Origin of the sequence: Pantoea sp. SM3 (genome assembly GCF_000963995.1) — a bacterium.
Classification (GTDB): Bacteria; Pseudomonadota; Gammaproteobacteria; order Enterobacterales; family Enterobacteriaceae; genus Pantoea; species Pantoea rwandensis_B.
Genome location: NZ_JZRD01000038.1, coordinates 18,154 through 37,074 on the forward strand (window position 1 = coordinate 18,154; position 18,921 = coordinate 37,074).

The window sequence follows — 18,921 nt, forward strand, 5'->3', positions numbered from 1 at the left end:
GGGGCGGCATGTCGAAGTTTTTTATTGAACGTCCCATATTTGCCTGGGTTATCGCGATTATCGTGATGCTGGTGGGCGGGATTGCGGCCATCAGTTTGCCCGTCAATCAGTATCCCAATATCTCGCCGCCAGCGGTGTCGATCTCAGTGACCTATCCGGGCGCCAGCGCCGAAACCACGCAGAACACCGTGGTGCAGGTGATTGAGCAACAGCTGAACGGCCTGGATGGTTTGCGCTATCTGGAATCCAGCAGTGCCTCGGACGGCAGTGCGCAGATCATCGCCACCTTTAACCAGGGCATCAATCCGGATATCGCCCAGGTGCAGGTGCAGGACCGCGTCTCGCTGGCGGAATCACAGTTGCCAACCGACGTGACCCAGCAAGGGATCCGCATCCGTAAGTACCAAAAGAACTTTATGATGGTCATCGGGCTGATCTCTAAAGACGGCAAGCTGAGCAACGGCGATCTCGCGGATATGCTGGTGTCGAAGCTGGAAGATCCGATCTCGCGTACGCCAGGCGTCGGTGACTTTATGGTGCTGGGTTCGGAATATGCCATGCGCATCTGGCTCGATCCCGCCAAATTGTACAAGTACAACCTGATGCCGAGCGATGTCACCACCGCCATTGATAATCAGAACGTGCAGGTGTCGTCCGGTTCACTCGGCGGGTTACCGACCATTCAGGGCGCAAAAACGCAGGCTACGGTGCTGGGTAAAACCCGCTTCACCACCGTGCAGCAGTTTGAAAACGTGCTGTTGAAAGTGAACAGTGACGGTTCGCAGGTGCGTTTGAAAGACGTCGCCAGCGTGGCGCTCGGTCCGCAGAGCTACGGCATTGATGCCACCATGAACGGCAAACCAGCGGCAGGTATTGCGCTGCGCCTGGCCACCGGCGCGAACGAGTTGGATACCGCTAAAGCGGTGCGCCAGACCATTGCCGATCTGAAAGACTCGCTGCCGGATAATGTTGAAATTCAGTATCCGTATGACACCTCCCCGGTGGTCAGCGCCTCGATAGAAGAAGTGGTGAAAACGCTGATCGAAGCGGTGGTACTGGTGTTCTTCGTGATGCTGCTGTTCCTGCAAAACCTGCGCGCGACTCTGATTACCACCCTGGTGGTGCCAGTGGTGTTGCTCGGTACCTTTGGCATCCTGTCGGCCTTCGGTTACAGCATCAACACCCTGACCATGTTCGGTATGGTGCTGGCGATAGGGCTGTTGGTGGATGATGCCATCGTGGTGGTGGAGAACGTCGAGCGTGTGATGCACGAAGAACATCTCGATCCGAAAACCGCCACCATCAAGTCGATGCAGCAGATACAGGGCGCACTGTTTGGTATCGCGCTGGTGCTGTCAGCGGTGCTGCTGCCAATGGCGTTCTTCTCCGGCTCGACCGGGGTGATTTACCGCCAGTTCTCCATCACCATTGTGTCGGCGATGGCGCTGTCGGTGATCATGGCGCTGATCTTCACCCCTGCACTCTGTGCCACTCTGCTCAAACCTTCGGCGGCGGAGCACAAGACCACCGGTTTTGCTGGCTGGTTTAACCGTAAGTTCGACAGCGGCGCGATGCACTATACGCGCGGCGTTAACAACGTTATTTCCCGTCGCGGCCTGTTCCTGGTGATCTACCTGGTGATCGTCGGCGTGACGGGCTTTTTGTTCACGCGTGTGCCCACCACGTTCCTGCCTGCCGAAGATCAGGGTTTGATGATGGTGCAGATGACGCTGCCGGTTAACGCCTCTTCACAGCGTACGCAGCAGGTGATCAACGATCTCAATGACTATCTGCAGAAGAATGAGGCTTCGGTGGTCACCACCACCTTTGGCGTGGCGGGCTTTAACTTTGCGGGTCGTGGTCAGAGTAACGCCATGGCGTTTGTGCGCCTGAAGGACTGGAGCGATCGTACCCACAGCGGGCAAAGCGTGCAGGATCTGGCGAACCGTGTGATGGCGCATTTTGCCAACTACAAAAACGCCAAAATCTTCGCCATGGTGCCGCCTGCGGTCATGGAATTGGGTAACGCCACCGGCTTCGATCTCTATCTGCAGGATACGGGCGCGCACACCCATCAGCAGATGATGGATGCTACGCACCAGTTAATCGATCTGGCCAACAAAGATCCGCATCTGGCGCAGGTGCGCATGAACGGGCTGGAAGATGAGCCGCAGTATCAGCTGGAGATCAATGACGAGAAGGCCAGCGCGTTGGGCCTGAGCATGACTGACATCAACAACACACTGTCAGTGGCGTGGGGTTCCAGCTATATCGATCAGTTTATGTATAACGGCCGTGTGAAAGAGGTCTACCTGATGGGTAAAGCCGATTCACGCGTGACGCCATCCGATCTCGATAAATGGTACTTCCGCAACAGCAGCGGCACCATGGTGCCCTTCTCCGCCTTCGCCAGCGGCAAATGGGTTTACGGCTCGCCACACTTCGAACGCTTTAACGGCCTGACCTCTGAAGAGATCCTCGGATCGCCTGCGGCAGGGCAGAGTACCGGTGAAGCGATGAAAGCCGTGGAACAGTTGGCGAAGCAGTTGCCAAAAGGCTTCCGCGTGCAGTGGTACGGCATTTCCTATGAAGAGCAGGCTTCCGGCAACCAGACCACGCAGCTGTATATCATCTCGATTATGGTGGTATTCCTGTGTCTGGCCGCGCTGTATGAGAGCTGGTCCATTCCCTTCTCGGTGATCATGGTGGTGCCGCTCGGCATTCTCGGGACCATCAGTGCCGTGCTGCTGCGCGGCTTGCAGAACGACGTCTTCTTCCAGGTGGGCTTACTCACCACGGTGGGACTGGCGGCGAAAAACGCCATTCTGATTGTGGAATTCGCCAAAGAGTTGCACGAACGGGAAGGCAAAACGCTGGTCGAGGCAGCGGTGGAAGCCGCGAGGCTGCGTATCCGACCGATTATCATGACGTCGATGGCGTTTATTCTCGGCGTGCTGCCGCTGACTATCTCTAACGGCGCGGGCGCAGGCAGCCAGCACTCAATTGGTACGGCGGTAGCAGGCGGGATGATCACCGCCACTTTCCTCGCCATCTTCTTTGTTCCGATGTTCTACGTGGTGGTATCGCAGTTCTTCGCCCGAAAGAAAAAAGCATCCGCAGAGGTGACAACGCATGAACACTAAAACTTTCCGTATGGCGCTGCTGCCGCTGGCCATGGCGCTGGCTGGATGTACGCTGGCGCCCCATTATCAGCGCCCCGCAATGCCGGTAGACGCGAAGTACGATCAGCCCACGCCGGTGGGCAACGTGGCGGATCTGCCGTGGCAGAACTTCTTCACTGACGCCACGATGCGCAGCCTGATTCAGCTATCACTCGACAACAACCGTGACCTGCGGGTCGCGGCGCTCAATGTCGAAGAGGCGCAGCAGAGCGTCACGGTGCAGCGCGCGGCGTTAATGCCGTCAATCAATGCTACCGCCAGCCAGACCTCGGCGCATGAACCGGCCAACCTCTACAACACCAAGACCACCGGAGCGGTGACCTATCACGAACTTAACGCCGGACTGAGCGTCACTTCGTGGGAGCTGGACTTCTTTGGTCGCTTGCAGAGCCTGCGGGATGAGGCGCAGGAAACGTACCTGTCCACCGCCGCGACCGAACGCGCCACGCGCATCTCGCTGATTTCTGAGGTGGCAACCGCCTGGCTGACCTTGAGTTCGGATAACGATCTGCTGCATCTGGCGCAAAATACCGCCAAAAGTCAGCAGGAGTCGTATCGTCTGACGCAACTCAGCTATAACGGCGGGGCCAGTAGCGATCAGGATCTGGCGCAGGCAGAGAGCACCGTGCGGGCTGCCCAGGCGGATGTGGCAAGCTATACGCGTCAGGTACGTCAGGATGTGGATGCGCTGCGCTTGCTGGTGGGCACCGATCTGCCCGCCACCTTGCTGTCCCACGCGACGCTGGACGCCAACTGGCAGTTCCCGGCCACGCCGGCGGGCTTGCCATCTGATCTGCTGACGCGTCGCCCGGACATTATGGCGGCGGAACATAGCCTGAAAGCGGCGAATGCCAACATTGGCGCAGCGCGCGCGGCGTTCTTCCCGAGCATCACCCTGACGGCCTCTGGCGGCTCAACCAGCAGCTCGCTCGGCAGTTTGCTGGGCGGCGGCACCGGTGCCTGGTCGTTCGTGCCATCGATAGATCTCCCCATCTTTGACGGCGGCAAAAACGAGGCAAATCTCAACATCGCGCACATTGAGAAACGCATTGAAATTGCTGACTATGAGAAAGCGATTCAAACCGCCTTCAAAGAGGTCAATGATGCGTTGGCCGGTCAGGATACCTGGCAGGATCAGCTGACAGCGCTGCAACAGGAGGTCGGCGCCAACCAGCGCGATTACGACTATTCCGAAATGCGTTTTAAGCAAGGCGTAGACAATTATCTCAATGTATTAGTGGCCCAGCGATCGCTTTACAGTTCGCAGCAGTCGTTAATCAGTGCGCATCTGGGCCAGTTGAGCGAGAAAATCACCTTGTATAAGGCGTTGGGAGGCGGCTGGAAGGCCTGAGTGCCTTAACGTTACCCTTACGGTTTCTCCATGGAAATTCCATGGCACTTCAGCTGATAATACAAGCAGTGATGATTTCTTTTGAAATAATCCCCTGACATTGCAGGGGATTTTCCATTTTCCTGTTTATCTGAAGAGTCCGATGACAATTAATTCCCCTCGCAGATCGCGTTTCCACTGGCTGAAATGGCTACTCATTTTACTTGTTGTGTTGATCGTGGCTGGCGTGATTTGGCGCATAGTGGGCGGACACGGCGGTGCGCCGGGTGGTATGCCGCCAGGGGGAGGAAAGGGTGGTCATCGCGGGGGCGCAGGCGGCCCGCCGGGTATGGCGATGATGGGCGGCGGTGCCACGCTGGTGCATAGCGGTGTGGCCACCACGGCCAATGTGCCGGTGTATCTCAATGCGCTGGGCACGGTGATCCCGAATGCCAGCGTCACCGTCACCAGCCGTGTGGCGGGTCAGCTGGAAAAAGTCTTCTTTACCGAAGGGCAAAAAGTCGAGGCCGGACAGCTGCTGGCGCAGATCGATCCGCGCAGCTATCAGGCGACACTGGCGCAGTATCAGGGCGATCTCAATCAAAACCAGGCGTTACTGAAAAGCGCTGAGCTGACCTTGGCTCGCTATAAAAAGCTGGCGGCCCAGGACTCGTTGTCACGCCAGGATCTCGACACGCAAACGGCCACCGTTGGGCAGTACAAAGGTGCAGTGGCAGCCGATCAGGCGCAGATCGCCAGTGCAAAGCTGGATATTGAGTACGCGCGCATCACCTCGCCAGTCAGCGGCCGTGTTGGCCTGCGTTTGGTTGATCCGGGCAATATGGTGCAAACCACCGATACCACCGGCATTGTGGTGGTGACGCAGATGCAGCCCGCAGCCGTGACCTTCAGCGTCCCGCAAAGCAATATCGCGCAACTCACCAAAGCGCTGCACAATGGGCAGAGTTTGCCCGCAGTGGCTTTTGATCAGGACAATAGCACCCAGCTGGCTCAAGGCAGCGTGCAGTTCATCAGCAACCAGATCGATACCAGCACTGGCACCATTGAGCTGAAAGCCACTTTCCCGAATGAAGATGAATCGCTGTTTGCTAATCAGTTCGTCAACCTGCGTCTGCAAACCAACATCCTGAATAACGCCACGGTGATCCCGGCGCAGGCGCTGCAACTGAGCAGCGACGGCAGCTTTGTGTTTGTCATCAGTAAAGACAACACCGTGACGCGCAAAGCCGTGACTACTGGCCCGGCGTTTGGCGAAGATCAGCAGTCGATTCTGAAAGGCGTTGAGCCGGGCGATCGTCTGGTTACCGAAGGCATCGATCGCCTGACCAACGGCAGTAAAGTCTCTCTGGCCGATGACAGCAAAACTGCCACAGCGGCCAAAAAATGAATCCGTCTCGTCTGTTTATCCAGCGTCCCGTCGCCACCATCCTGCTGATGGTCGGCGTACTGATTTCCGGGATCTTTGCCTATAAGTTCCTCTCCACCTCGGCGCTGCCGCAGGTGGATTACCCGACCATTCAGGTCACCACCTTGTATCCTGGCGCCAGTCCGGATGTGATGGCGTCGTCCGTTACCTCGCCGCTGGAGCGCCAACTCGGGCAGATGGCGGGTCTGAGCCAGATGACGTCAACCAGTTCGGGTGGTTCCTCGATCATCACTCTGAAGTTCAGCCTCGATCTGTCGCTGGATGTCGCCGAGCAGGAAGTGCAGGCGGCGATCAATGCCGCCAACAACCTGCTGCCGAGCGATCTGCCCAATCCGCCGACCTATAAAAAGGTCAACCCGGCAGATACGGCGGTGATTACGCTGGCGGCCAGCTCGGATAACCTGCCGCTGACCCAGGTGCAGGATCTGGTGAACACCCGCGTGGCGCTGAAGCTGTCGCAGATAAACGGCGTCGGTATGGTGACGCTGGCGGGCGGCCATCAACCGGCAATCCGCGTGCAGATGGACCCGAAAGCGCTGGCGGCGCATAAGCTGTCGCTGGAAGACGTCAATACGTTGATCAGTAACAGCAACGTCAATGGCTCAAAAGGCGGCTTCGACGGCAAATATCACTCGGTGACCATCGACGCCAACGATCAGCTGCGCACCGCCGATGAGTACGGCAATCTGATCATCACCTATCAGAACGGTGCTGCACTGCGCCTGAAAGATATCGCGCACATCGAACAGGGGCCGGAGAACAGCTTCCAGTCAGCGTGGGCCAATAACAGTCCGGCAATTGTAATCAGCGTGCAGCGCCAGCCGGGTGCCAACGTGATTCAGGTGGTGGACAGCATCAAAGCGCAACTGCCAACCTTGCAGGCCGCGTTACCCGATGGCGTGAAGATGAGCATATTGTCGGATCGCACCCAAACCATTCGTGCTTCCATCAGCGACGTACAGTTTGAGCTGATGCTGTCGGTGGCGCTGGTGGTGATGGTGACCTTCCTGTTCCTGCGCAATGTGGCGGCGACGTTGATCCCAAGCGTGGCAGTGCCGCTGTCACTGATTGGCACTTTCGGCGTGATGTACCTGGCCGATTTCAGTCTGAACAACCTGTCACTGATGGCGCTGACTATCGCCACTGGCTTCGTGATTGACGATGCGATTGTGGTGGTGGAGAACATCTCTCGTCGGCTGGAAGAGGGCGAAACGCCGATGCAGGCGGCGCTGAAAGGGTCGCAGCAGATTGGCTTCACCATCATCTCACTGACCTTCTCGCTGATTGCGGTGTTGATCCCGCTGCTGTTTATGGGCGATGTGGTGGGGCGCTTGTTCCGCGAATTTGCCATCACACTGGCGGTGTCGATTTTAGTGTCGATGGTGGTGTCCCTGACACTAACGCCAATGCTGTGCGCTTACCTGTTGCAGCATATCCCGGAAGAGAAGCAGTCGCGCTTCTCGCGTAAGGGTGGGCAAATTTTCGATAAGCTGGTGCGCGGCTATGACCGTCTTCTGACCGTGGTGCTGAACCATCAGAAGTTGACGCTGCTGGTGGCGCTGGCAACCTTTGCGCTGACGGCGTTGCTGTATATCGCCATCCCGAAAGGCTTCTTCCCGACGCAGGATACCGGTTTGATTCAGGGTGTGACCGTGGCGTCGCAGGATGTGTCGTTTAGCGAGATGTCGAAGCGTCAGCAGGCGCTGGCGAAAGTGATTCTGCAAAATCCGTCGGTGGACAGTTTGTCATCGACCATTGGCATCGACGGCAGCAACACCAGCCTCAATAGCGGCCGCATCCAGATTAACCTCAAGTCATTTGATGAGCGTGATGATAAAGCCGATGTGGTGATCAAGCAGCTGCAACAGGCGGCACAACAGGTGGCGGGCATTCAGCTCTACTTGCAGCCAGCGCAGGATTTGACGGTCAACGATCAGGTCACGCCGAGCCAGTATCAATTTACCCTCGACGATGCTGACAGTGAAAATCTGGTGAGCTGGACGCCGAAGATGGTGGCGGCCCTGCAGCAGCGTCCGGAATTTAACGGCGTGGTCAGCAATCTGCAGGATCAGGGCCGTGTTGCCTACGTCGAGCTAAACCGCGACAAAGCGGCGCGTTACGGCATCACCGCTTCGGATGTGGATACCGCGCTGTACAACAGTTTCGGTCAGCGTCTGGTTTCCACCATTTTTACCCAGGCCAATCAATATCGCGTGGTGCTGGAAGTGGCGCCGCAATATCAGCAGTCGCCAGCGTCGTTTGATGATGTCTATCTGCCGGTGAGCAGTAGTTCAGGTACCTCAACCAGCAGCAGTTCGGGCACCACATCCAGCAACAGTTCGAGCAGCAGCTCAACCACCAGTACCGATAGCGACACCACCACCGGGATGGTGAAACTGACCTCGATCGCCACTATCCATCAGCGTACCGGTTCACTGATGCATATGCGTCTGAATCAGTTCCCGGCGGTGATGGTGTCGTTCAACCTCAACAGCGGCTACTCGCTGGAGGATGGGCAGAAAGCGATTGCGGAAGTGACACAGCAGTTGAATCTGCCGTCCAGCATCACGCTGCGCTATCAGGGGGAAACCTCGGCCTTCCAGAGCGCCACTGGCAACACGCTGTGGCTGATTCTGGCCGCGCTGATCACCATGTATGTGGTGTTGGGCATCCTGTATGAGAGCTTTATTCATCCGGTGACCATTCTCTCGACGCTGCCATCAGCGGCGGTGGGCGCACTGTTGACGCTGTTGCTGGCGGGCAGTGAGTTTAGTTTGATTGCGCTGATCGGGGTGATCCTGCTGATCGGCATCGTGAAAAAGAATGCGATTATGATGATCGACTTCGCGCTGGAGGCCGAAAACAAGCAGGGCATGAGTGCGCGTGATGCGATTCATCAGGCTTGTCTGCTGCGCTTCCGTCCGATCCTGATGACCACCATGGCGGCACTGCTCGGTGCACTGCCGCTGATGCTGGCCTCCGGATCCGGTGCCGAACTGCGTCAGCCGCTTGGTCTGGTGATTGTCGGTGGTTTGATTGTCAGCCAGGTGCTGACGCTGTTCTCTACGCCGGTGATTTATCTGTGGTTCGATGGCATCGCGCAGCGCGGCAAGCGCTATATGCAGCGTAAACAGCAGCAGGCGCGGAGCGAGTAATGAACCTCACCAGACTCTTTATCTTCCGCCCGGTCACCACGTTGCTATTAACGTTGTCGATCATGCTGCTGGGTCTGCTGGGCTATCGGCTGTTGCCGGTGGCCCCGCTGCCGCAGGTGGATTTCCCGACCATTATGGTCAGCGCCAGCTTAGCCGGTGCCAGCCCGGAAACCATGGCGGCCACGGTGGCCACGCCGCTGGAGCGTTCGCTCGGACAGATCGCGGGCGTCACTGAGATGACCTCGACCAGCTCGCAGGGCTCCACCAGCGTGATTTTGCAGTTTGATCTCGACCGCGATATCAACGGTGCGGCGCGTGATGTGCAGGCGGCGATCAACGCCGCACGCAGTCTGCTGCCGAGCGCCATGGAATCGCTGCCGACCTATCGCAAAGCCAACCCGTCCGATGCACCGATTGTGATGCTGGCGCTGACCTCTGCCACGCGCACGCCAGGTGAACTCTACGACCTGGCGGAAAGTAAAATCGAGCAGGCGATGGGGCAGGTGAAGGGCGTGGGTGAAGTGTCGCTGATGGGGAGTGCGTTGCCCGCCGTGCGTATCGATCTGCAACCGCTCAAGCTGGCGCAATACGGCATCTCGCTGGACACGGTGCGGGAAGCTATCGCCAACAGCACCACCAACAAACCCAAAGGCATTCTGCAGGGCAGCCAGCAATCATGGGTAGTGGACAGCAATGGTCAGTTGGATAAAGCGGCGCAGTATCAGGATCTGATCGTCAGTTATAAAGACGGTAAAGCGGTACGTCTGCACGATGTCGCCACCGTGTACGATTCGGTGGAAGATCAGTATCAGGCCGGTTTCCTCAATTCGCAGCCATCAGTCATGGTGGGCATTAAGCGCCAGGCCGGTGCCAACATGCTCGACACCATTGATGCCATCAAGGCGCAGTTGCCCGCGCTGGAAAAAGATCTGCCTGCGGATACCCAACTAAAAGTGGTGGTGGACCGTTCCCCGACGGTGCGTGAATCCCTTTACGACACCGAAGAAACGCTGCTGATCGCCATGCTATTGGTGATAGCCGTGGTGTTTGTGTTCCTGCGCAACGTGCAGGCGGTGGTGATCCCGGCGCTGGCGCTGCCGGTGTCGTTGATTGGTACCTGTGCGGTGATGTATCTGCTGGGCTACAGCCTTGATAACCTGTCGCTGATGGCACTGATCATCGCCACCGGCTTTGTGGTTGATGATGCCATCGTGGTGCTGGAAAACATCACCCGCCATATCGAAGAAGGTTTGAGTCCGCTGCGTGCGGCACTGAAAGGCGCGCAGGAAGTGAGTTTCACCGTGCTGTCGATGACCATGTCGCTGATCGCGGTGTTTATCCCAATCCTGCTGATGGGCAGTATTGTCGGGCGTCTGTTCCGCGAGTTTGCCGTGACGCTCACCGTGTCGCTGTTGATCTCGATGTTTGTTTCACTCAGCCTGACGCCGATGCTATGCGCGCGCCTGCTGAAGCCTAAACCGAAAGTCAGCAAGCGCCCCCATCCGCTGTATCAGTTTATTGAAAATCAGCTCAATGGCTTGCTGGCGGCCTATTCGCGTGGCCTGGCGTGGGTGATGGCGCACCAGAAGATCACCATGTTCAGCCTTGTGCTAACGGTATTACTGAACCTGTTCTTGTTCACCGTGGTGCAGAAGGGGTTCTTCCCCAATCAGGACACCGGGCTGTTGATGGGCGCACTGCGTGCCGATCAAAACATCTCGTTCCAGGCGATGAAACCGAAGATGCTGGAGTTCACTAAAATCATCCAGTCCGATCCGGCGGTGGACAGCGTGATGTCGTCGATGGGCAGCGGAATGTTTGGCTCGCGCAACAGCGCCAACTTCTTTGTGCGTCTTAAAGACTTTAGCGATCGCGATGCCACGGCCACCGAGGTCGCCAACCGGCTGAGCCTGAAGACCAGCCATATCGCCGGGGCGCAGATGTTCCTGATGGCGGCGCAGGATCTGCATATCGGTGGGCGCAGTGCTAACGCCACTTATCAATACAGCCTGCAGGCGGACGATCTGGATGTGCTGCGAGAGTGGACGCCGAAAGTCCAGGCCGCGCTGGCGGCGATCCCGCAGCTCAACAGCGTGGACTCTGATTCGCAAACCGGCGGCCAGGAAGTGGTGATCAATATCGATCGCGATCGTGCGCAACGGCTGGGCGTTAACGTGCAGATGCTGGATACCATGCTGAATAATGCCTTCAGCCAGCGCCAGGTCGCCACGCTCTATCACACGTTGAATCAGTATCATGTGGTGATGTCATTGCAGGACAGCTACACGCGCGATCCGGAGATTCTGAAAGAGCTGTATGTGATTAACGATAGCGGCGACCGTGTGCCGCTCTCTGCTTTCGCCAGCTTCAAGGGCGGTAATGCACCGCTCTCCGTGGCGCATCAGGGGCAATCGGCCACCAGCACCGTGGCCTTTAACCTGAATGATGGCGTGTCACTGGAGCAGGCGCAGGCGCTGATTAAGCAGGCAATGGCGCAGCTCGGCCTGCCGTCCACCATCCAGGCCGGTTTTGCTGGCACCGCAGCCGCCTTTGCGCAGCTGACCGCCACCATGCCGTGGCTGATTATTGCGGCACTGGCGGCGGTGTATATCGTGCTCGGCGTGCTGTATGAGAGTTATATCCATCCCATCACCATCCTCTCTACGCTGCCTTCTGCGGGGGTTGGCGCGCTACTCCTGCTATTGCTCACCAATACGCAACTGACGGTGATTGCCCTGATCGGCATCATTTTGCTGATCGGCATCGTGAAGAAGAACGCCATCATGATGATCGATTTTGCGATCCACGCCGAGCGCACGCAGGGGATGTCGCCGAAGCAGGCGATCACGCAGGCCTGTTTGATGCGCTTCCGCCCTATCATGATGACCACGCTGGCTGCCTTCTTTGGTGCTTTGCCGCTGGCATTGGGCAGCGGCGGTGATGCGGATTTACGCAGTCCGCTCGGCATTGCGATTGCAGGTGGTCTGGCGCTGAGCCAGTTGTTAACCCTGTTTACCACGCCGGTTGTTTATCTCTGGCTTGATAGTTTGAGTCGCGCCACTAAACGTCAGTGGCAGCGGTTGCGTCATGTGGAATCCTGATCGATGAAAAATGTCCTGAAATTTACCCCGATGGTGATGGCACTGTTGCTGGCGGGCTGCGCGGTGGGCCCGGATTATCAGCGCCCGACCATGACGATGCCGACGCACTTTAAAGAAGCCAAAGGCTGGCAGCAGGCCACGCCGCAGGATGAGCAGAGCAAAGGCGACTGGTGGTTGGTGTATCACGATGCCACGCTGGATAGCCTGTTGCGTCAGGTGAGCGTCTCCAACCAGAACGTGGCGAGCTATGCCGCGCAGTACCGTGAAGCGCAGGCGCTGACCTCACAATCTCGCGCGGCGTTATTCCCTTCGGTGAGCTACGACGCCAGCAGCACGCGCAGCGGCAGTCGGGCCAGCACCACCGGCCAGCGCAGCGTCAGCAATGCGCATGCCGCCGATCTCAGCGCCAGCTGGGAGCTGGATTTGTGGGGCAAACTGCGCCGCACACTGGAAGAGAACAAAGCCAGTGCGCAGGCGAGTAAGGCCGAGTTGGCGAATATCACGCTGAGTGCGCAGTCAGAGCTGGCACAGGATTACTTCCAGCTGCGCATCCTCGACGAGAAGATTGCCCTGTATCAGCGCAGTATCGATGCCTATCAGCGTTATCTGACGGTGATACAGAACAAGTACTCGGCGGGCAGCGAATCCCGCGCCACCCTGGCACAGGCGCAGATGCAGCTGGAGAGCGCACGCGCCTCGGCACAGGATTATCAGTGGCAGCGTGCCCAATCGGAACACGCCATTGCGCTGTTGCTGGGCCGTGCGCCGGCTGATTTCTCGCTGCCAGTGGCGAAGCTGGAGGCTAAGTTACCCGCCATCCCTCATAGCCTGCCTTCTGCGCTGTTGCAGCGTCGTCCGGATATTGCCTATGCCGAGCGGAATGTGTCAGCAGCCAATGCGGCGGTGGGTGTCGCCATCGCCGGTTACTATCCGGATTTGACCCTGAGCGCCAGCGGCGGCGTGAGTTCGTCGGCCATTAATAGCCTGTTCTCACTACCCAATCGCGTCTGGTCATTAGGGCCGGAGTTGAGCGGTACGCTGCTGGACTTCGGTGCGACCTCGGCCAAAGTGGAACAGGCACGCGCCGCCTATGACGCCAGCGTGGCGGATTATCGCCAGTCGGTGCTGACGGCGATGGGGGAAGTGGAAGATTATCTGGTGCAGCTTAATACGCTGCAGGGCGAAATTGCTTCACAGCAGCTGGCGACCAGTGCCGCCCAGGAGTCAGCCCGCGTGACGCGTAATCAGTATGATGCCGGGATGATTGATTACCTTGATGTGGCCACCACCGAAAACAGCAGTCTGAGCGAGCAGCAGAGTTTGTTGTCACTGCAGAGCACGCAGTGGGTAAGCAGCGTTGAGCTGATTGCCGCACTGGGCGGGGGTTGGCAGGGTTAAGTGTTATTCGTTCTGGCAGGGATGAGTTTTAGCAGCATAGATGAGGGTTGTTTTGCAGTTTAGAGCAGCTAAGTATGAGGCTGTTGATTCTGTTGTGGGCCTTTTGGGTGCGGAGTGGTGGGCTATAGCGTCTCTGTTCAGTGGACTGCTTTGGCGCGCGGATGGGCCATAGCCCCTCTGCGGCGGCCGGGCAGTCCTCGCGCCGCTGACGCGGTGCCTTCGGCTTCCACGTCGTGCCTACGGACCGTTCGGGTAAGGCCGTCCTGGCCAACCCGAACTGCCTGTCGCATCCATGCGACTGGCTCCTGGCCCAACGTAAAAGCCTCAGCGCTGCGGATAGCCCGGCCACCGCAGAGGGGCTTTGGCCTCAAGCATCGTGCCCTTTTTGAACCAAACACCGAGCATATGCACGATCAGGTTCCCTTCTACCTAAACTCACATAAGCCAATGTGCAGCCTGTTCTCTTTGGCGAAGCGCCCCCAGTCTGCGTCAGCACCTGTTTACCACCCCAGATTGCGCTCTCACCTTTAAGCCAGTGCAGCCATGACGGCATTAGCACTGAGCAGCATTTCACAATTATCAGCACCCCAACGGTAAATTTTTACAGGCTACACACCACACCTGCCTCAATTCCTCACCATAAATCACCGCGCCACTTGTCGAAAATCGCCAGATCCTGCAAGGTAAGCGCCATATTTAAACGCTGCTAAGGAGCTGGCATGCTTTTCACTGTTCTGCGTTTCCTGTTTCGCCTGTTATGGCGGGTGGAACTGCGTGGCGATCTCACCGCACTGCACAAAGAAAAAGTGCTGATCACCCCTAACCATATGTCTTTCCTTGATGGCATTTTGGTGGCGCTGTTTTTGCCGATTAAACCGGTGTTCGCCGTCTATTCCTCGATCAGCGATCAATGGTTTATGCGGCTCCTTAAGCCGATTATCGACTTCGTGCCACTCGATCCCACTAAACCGATGTCGATCAAACATCTGGTGCGCATGATCAATGAAGGTCGTCCGGTGGTGATCTTCCCGGAAGGGCGCATCACGGTGACGGGATCGCTGATGAAAATCTACAGCGGAGCGGGCTTTGTCGCGGCGAAATCGGGTGCGACCGTGGTCCCGATGCGCATTGAAGGCGCGGAGTACACGCCGTTTGGCAGACTGGCGGGGGTATTTAAGCGTCGCCTGTTCCCGCGCATCACTTTAAGCGTGCTGCCCGCCACGTTCATCCCGATGCCGGAAGCCAAACGCGCGCGCGATCGTCGCATCTTAGCGGGTGAGCACTTACATCATGTGATGATGGAAGCACGTATGGCGGTGCGTCCGCGTGAAACCTTGTTCGAAGCCTTTCTCAATGCGCGCCAGCGTTATGGCCTGACTAAACCCTGCATTGAAGATATCAACTTCAAACCGGACAGCTACACCGGGCTGCTGAAAAAATCGCTGGGCGTGGGGCGTATTCTCGAGCGCTACAGTCAGCAGGGTGAATATGTTGGCCTACTGCTGCCGAATGCCACGGTCACGGCGGCGGCGATCCTCGGGGCATCACTGCGCGGGCGCATCCCGGCGATGCTCAACTACACCGCGGGCGTCAACGGCATGCGCGCGGCGCTCACTGCTTCGCAGGTCAAAACCGTCTTCACTTCGCGCCAGTTTCTGGAGAAGGGCAATCTGGGGCATCTGCCGCAGGGCTTAACCGAAGTCCAGTGGATCTACCTCGAAGACCTCAAAGACACCGTTACCCTGAAAGACAAGTTGTGGATTCTGGCTCACCTGCTGATGCCGCGTCGTGCGCAGGTTCCGCAGCAGCCGGAAGAGGCGGCCATGGTGCTGTTCACCTCGGGTTCCGAAGGCAACCCCAAAGGCGTGGTGCACTCACATAAAAGCCTGTTGGCTAACGTTGAGCAAATTCGTACTGTGGCAGATTTCACCCCGCGCGATCGCTTTATGTCGGCGCTGCCGCTGTTCCATGCTTTCGGCCTCACGGTGGGCTTGTTTACGCCGCTGCTCACCGGCGCGCAGGTGTTCCTCTATCCGAGTCCGCTGCATTACCGCATCGTGCCGGAACTGGTGTATGACCGTAACTGCACCGTGCTGTTTGGGACGTCGACTTTCCTCGGCAACTATGCGCGCTTTGCCAATCCGTATGATTTTGCACGCCTGCGCTATGTGGTGGCGGGTGCAGAGAAGTTGCAGGAAGGCACGCGCCAAATTTACGCCGAGAAATACGGCATCCGTATTCTCGAAGGCTACGGCGTCACCGAGTGTGCGCCAGTGGTGGCGATCAATGTGCCGATGGCGGCGAAACCTCACACCGTGGGTCGTATTCTGCCCGGCATGGATTCACGTTTGATCTCCGTGCCAGGTATCGAGCAGGGCGGTCGTCTGCAACTGCGTGGTCCGAACGTGATGAACGGTTACCTGCGCGTGGAAAATCCGGGTGTCTTAGAGAAGCCCGTAGCGGACAACGGCGAAGGTGAAATGGAAGCCGGTTGGTATGATACCGGCGACATTGTTAGCTTCGATGAAGGTGGCTTCTGCCAGATTCAGGGGCGGGCCAAACGCTTCGCCAAAATCGCCGGTGAGATGGTGTCACTGGAAAGCGTCGAGCAGATCGCGCTGAAAGCCTCGGGTGAGAAGCAACATGCCGCCTCGCTGCGTCCTGATGGTCATCGCGGTGAAGCCTTAGTGCTGTTCACTACCGACAGCGCACTGAACCGCGAGCAACTGCTTAAAGCCGCGCGTGACATCGGCGCGCCAGAGCTGGCGGTGCCGCGTGACATTCGCTTTATGAAACAGCTGCCGCAACTGGGTAGCGGTAAACCAGACTACGTCAGCCTGAAACAGCTGGCCGAAGAGGAGCAGGCATGAGTCAGGCGGTTAATCCCGATTCACCGTTACTGTCACGCAATATGATGGCGGTGATCGTGGCGCAGTTTTTCTCCGCGTTTGGCGACAACGCGCTCCTGTTTGCCACGCTGGCGGTGCTGAAAAGTCAGCTCTATCCTGACTGGAGCCAGCCGATTCTGCAGATGATGTTTGTGGCCACTTACATTCTTCTGGCACCGTTTGTCGGGCAGATGGCTGACAGTTTTGCCAAAGGCCGGGTGATGATGTTCGCCAATAGCCTCAAGCTGCTGGGTGCGCTGATTATCTGCTTCGGCTTCAATCCATTCCTTGGCTATACGCTGGTGGGCATTGGTGCGGCATCCTACTCGCCGGCGAAATACGGCATCCTGACGGAGATTACACGCGGTGAAAGGCTGGTCAAAGCCAACGGCTTGATGGAGTCATCGACGATTGCTGCCATTCTGCTGGGTTCGGTGGCTGGCGGTATTCTGGCTGACTGGAATCTGCTTGCCGCGCTGGTTATGTGTGCACTCACTTACGCGCTGGCGGTGGTGGCGAATATCTTTATCCCTAAACTTATGGCGGCACGCCCGGGCCAGAGTTGGCAGTTTGGTGCCATGTTCCGCAGTTTCAGGGACGCTGCGCTGCTGCTGTGGCGTAACGGCGAGACGCGTTTTTCCCTGCTCGGCACCAGCATGTTTTGGGGCGCGGGGGTAACGCTGCGTTTCCTGCTGGTGCTGTGGGTGCCCGTCGCGCTGGGTATCACCGACAATAAAACGCCGACCACGTTAAATGCCATGGTGGCTATCGGGATTGTAATTGGCGCCGCCGCAGCGGCGAAACTGGTGACGCTACAAACCGTGCGCCGTTGCATGCCCGCCGGGATATTGATTGGCGTAATGGTGGTGGTGTTCTCACTGCAAACCAGCTTGCTGAATGCCTATCTGGTGCTGATGGTGATTGGTGCGCTGGGAGGCTTCTTTGTGGTGCCACTCAATGCGCTGCTGCAGGAACGCGGCAAAGAGTCGGTTGGCGCAGGTAACGCGATTGCGGTGCAAAACTTCGGTGAAAACATCGCGATGTTGGTGATGCTGGCGCTGTACACCATCGCGGTGAAGTTGGGTGCACCTGCGGTGGCAACCGGTATTGGGTTCGGTGGGATTTTTGCTGTGGCGATTGCGGTGCTGTGGTGGAAATCGCGCCGATAAGACGGTGCGTAGAAAAACCAGGTCACCAGTCATGGCGACCAGAGATCCGAAATGCGCGCCTTCACGGTACTCAGGCAAAAACCGCGTCATACGCCAATAGGGTGCGCATCCAGGCTCATCGGGCCAAAGTCTTAACCACCAGTCCATCCATGCTGCAGGTCGTTGCGACGCAAACCGTTGCGCCGCAACGATGGCATCCCGTTAAGGTGCCGGGTAAGTATACTGACGATGAATCGCTTCCAGTTCCTCTAACACATCGGCATTCAGCGTCAGGTTGAAACTCTCCACGTTAATCTTCAGCTGTTCCAGTGTGGTGGCGCCCAGCAGTGTACTCGCCACAAACGGCTGTTGACGCACGTAAGCCAGCGCCATCTGTGATGGATCCAGATTGTGCTTCTTCGCCAGACCAACATAAGCGGCAATCGCCTGATTCGACTGCTCACCACTGTAGCGGGTGAAGCGGCTAAACAGGGTGTTACGCGCACCGGCAGGTTTAGCTCCATTCAGATATTTGCCGCTCAGAGTCCCAAACGCCAGGCTTGAGTAGGCCAGTAGTTCAACCCCTTCATGCTGGCTGATTTCCGCCAGACCGACTTCAAAGCTACGGTTCAGCAGGCTGTACGGGTTCTGAATGGTCACAATACGCGGCAACTCGTGCTTCTCAGCCAGCTGCAGATAGCGCATCACGCCCCATGCAGTTTCGTTAGACACGCCGATGTAGCGAATCTTACCTGCGCGCACCTGCTCATTCAGGGCTTCCAGCGTTTCCAGCAGCGTCACGTTGGCGGTGGTTTCGCTGTACTGGTAGCCCAGTTTGCCGAAATAGTTGGTTTGACGTTGCGGCCAGTGCAGCTGGTAGAGATCGAGATAGTCGGTGTTCAGACGCTTCAGGCTGGCATCCAGCGCTTCGCGAATGTTTTTGCGATCCAGCGCCTGATTAGGGCGAATCGACGCATCTGCGCCGCGCACCGGACCGGCAATTTTGCTGGCCAGAATGATCTTGTCACGGCTGCCGCGCTTCTTCAGCCAGCTGCCAATGTACTGTTCGGTTAATCCCTGGGTTTCCGGGCGTGGCGGCACCGGATACATTTCAGCGGTATCAATCAGGTTGATGCCACTGCTAATCGCGTAATCGAGTTGCGCGTGGGCGTCGGCTTCGCTGTTTTGCTCACCAAACGTCATGGTTCCTAACCCCAGTTGGCTGACTTCCAGCGTACTGTGGGGGATGCGGTGATAATGCATTGCCGGCTT

At 57.7% G+C, this 18,921-nt stretch carries 9 protein-coding genes; 8 read left to right on the forward strand and 1 reads right to left on the reverse strand.

Features of this window, described 5'->3' with window-relative positions; all coding sequences use genetic code 11:
* Nucleotides 1-8: 8 nt before the first annotated feature.
* From VI01_RS19830 to lplT, 8 genes are all read left to right on the forward strand, one after another.
* Entirely contained in the window at nucleotides 9-3,143 is a 3,135-nt protein-coding gene (locus VI01_RS19830) for an efflux RND transporter permease subunit (RefSeq protein ID WP_045816388.1), read from the forward strand.
* Complete coding sequence (locus VI01_RS19835; RefSeq protein WP_045816389.1) at nucleotides 3,133-4,533, forward strand: efflux transporter outer membrane subunit; 1,401 nt, start codon at nucleotides 3,133-3,135, stop codon at nucleotides 4,531-4,533. The genes VI01_RS19830 and VI01_RS19835 overlap by 11 nt, the downstream gene beginning before the upstream one ends.
* Before the next feature lie 142 nt (nucleotides 4,534-4,675).
* Nucleotides 4,676-5,920, forward strand: a complete 1,245-nt coding sequence (locus tag VI01_RS19840) for an MdtA/MuxA family multidrug efflux RND transporter periplasmic adaptor subunit (protein WP_045816390.1) — start codon at nucleotides 4,676-4,678, stop codon at nucleotides 5,918-5,920.
* The gene (locus VI01_RS19845) at nucleotides 5,917-9,114 is read left to right on the forward strand and encodes an efflux RND transporter permease subunit (protein ID WP_045816391.1); all 3,198 of its coding nucleotides are present in this window, start codon (nucleotides 5,917-5,919) and stop codon (nucleotides 9,112-9,114) included. The genes VI01_RS19840 and VI01_RS19845 overlap by 4 nt, the downstream gene beginning before the upstream one ends.
* The gene (locus tag VI01_RS19850; RefSeq protein WP_045816392.1) at nucleotides 9,114-12,215 is read left to right on the forward strand and encodes an efflux RND transporter permease subunit; all 3,102 of its coding nucleotides are present in this window, start codon (nucleotides 9,114-9,116) and stop codon (nucleotides 12,213-12,215) included. The genes VI01_RS19845 and VI01_RS19850 overlap by 1 nt, the downstream gene beginning before the upstream one ends.
* Nucleotides 12,216-12,218: 3 nt before the next feature.
* On the forward strand, nucleotides 12,219-13,613 hold the full coding sequence (locus VI01_RS19855; protein ID WP_045816393.1) for an efflux transporter outer membrane subunit: 1,395 nt from the start codon (nucleotides 12,219-12,221) through the stop codon (nucleotides 13,611-13,613).
* 719 nt (nucleotides 13,614-14,332) lie between these two features.
* Nucleotides 14,333-16,483 carry a bifunctional acyl-ACP--phospholipid O-acyltransferase/long-chain-fatty-acid--ACP ligase gene (aas, locus tag VI01_RS19860; RefSeq protein ID WP_045816394.1) on the forward strand — a complete coding sequence of 717 codons (2,151 nt, stop codon included), beginning with the start codon at nucleotides 14,333-14,335 and terminating at the stop codon, nucleotides 16,481-16,483.
* The gene (gene lplT / locus VI01_RS19865) at nucleotides 16,480-17,670 is read left to right on the forward strand and encodes a lysophospholipid transporter LplT (RefSeq protein ID WP_045816395.1); all 1,191 of its coding nucleotides are present in this window, start codon (nucleotides 16,480-16,482) and stop codon (nucleotides 17,668-17,670) included. The genes aas and lplT overlap by 4 nt, the downstream gene beginning before the upstream one ends.
* Before the next feature lie 201 nt (nucleotides 17,671-17,871).
* On the opposite strand, the gene VI01_RS19870 is transcribed toward lplT, so the two are convergent.
* Entirely contained in the window at nucleotides 17,872-18,912 is a 1,041-nt protein-coding gene (locus tag VI01_RS19870; RefSeq protein ID WP_045816396.1) for an NADP(H)-dependent aldo-keto reductase, read from the reverse strand.
* Nucleotides 18,913-18,921 lie beyond the last annotated feature (9 nt).

Coding starts and splice junctions, on each gene's coding strand:
- VI01_RS19830 (WP_045816388.1), top strand. CDS start 9: ATGTCGAAGTTTTTTATTGAACGTCCCATATTTGCCTGGGTTATCGCG.
- VI01_RS19835 (WP_045816389.1), top strand. CDS start 3,133: ATGAACACTAAAACTTTCCGTATGGCGCTGCTGCCGCTGGCCATGGCG.
- VI01_RS19840 (WP_045816390.1), top strand. CDS start 4,676: ATGACAATTAATTCCCCTCGCAGATCGCGTTTCCACTGGCTGAAATGG.
- VI01_RS19845 (WP_045816391.1), top strand. CDS start 5,917: ATGAATCCGTCTCGTCTGTTTATCCAGCGTCCCGTCGCCACCATCCTG.
- VI01_RS19850 (WP_045816392.1), top strand. CDS start 9,114: ATGAACCTCACCAGACTCTTTATCTTCCGCCCGGTCACCACGTTGCTA.
- VI01_RS19855 (WP_045816393.1), top strand. CDS start 12,219: ATGAAAAATGTCCTGAAATTTACCCCGATGGTGATGGCACTGTTGCTG.
- aas (WP_045816394.1), top strand. CDS start 14,333: ATGCTTTTCACTGTTCTGCGTTTCCTGTTTCGCCTGTTATGGCGGGTG.
- lplT (WP_045816395.1), top strand. CDS start 16,480: ATGAGTCAGGCGGTTAATCCCGATTCACCGTTACTGTCACGCAATATG.
- VI01_RS19870 (WP_045816396.1), bottom strand. CDS start 18,912: ATGCATTATCACCGCATCCCCCACAGTACGCTGGAAGTCAGCCAACTG.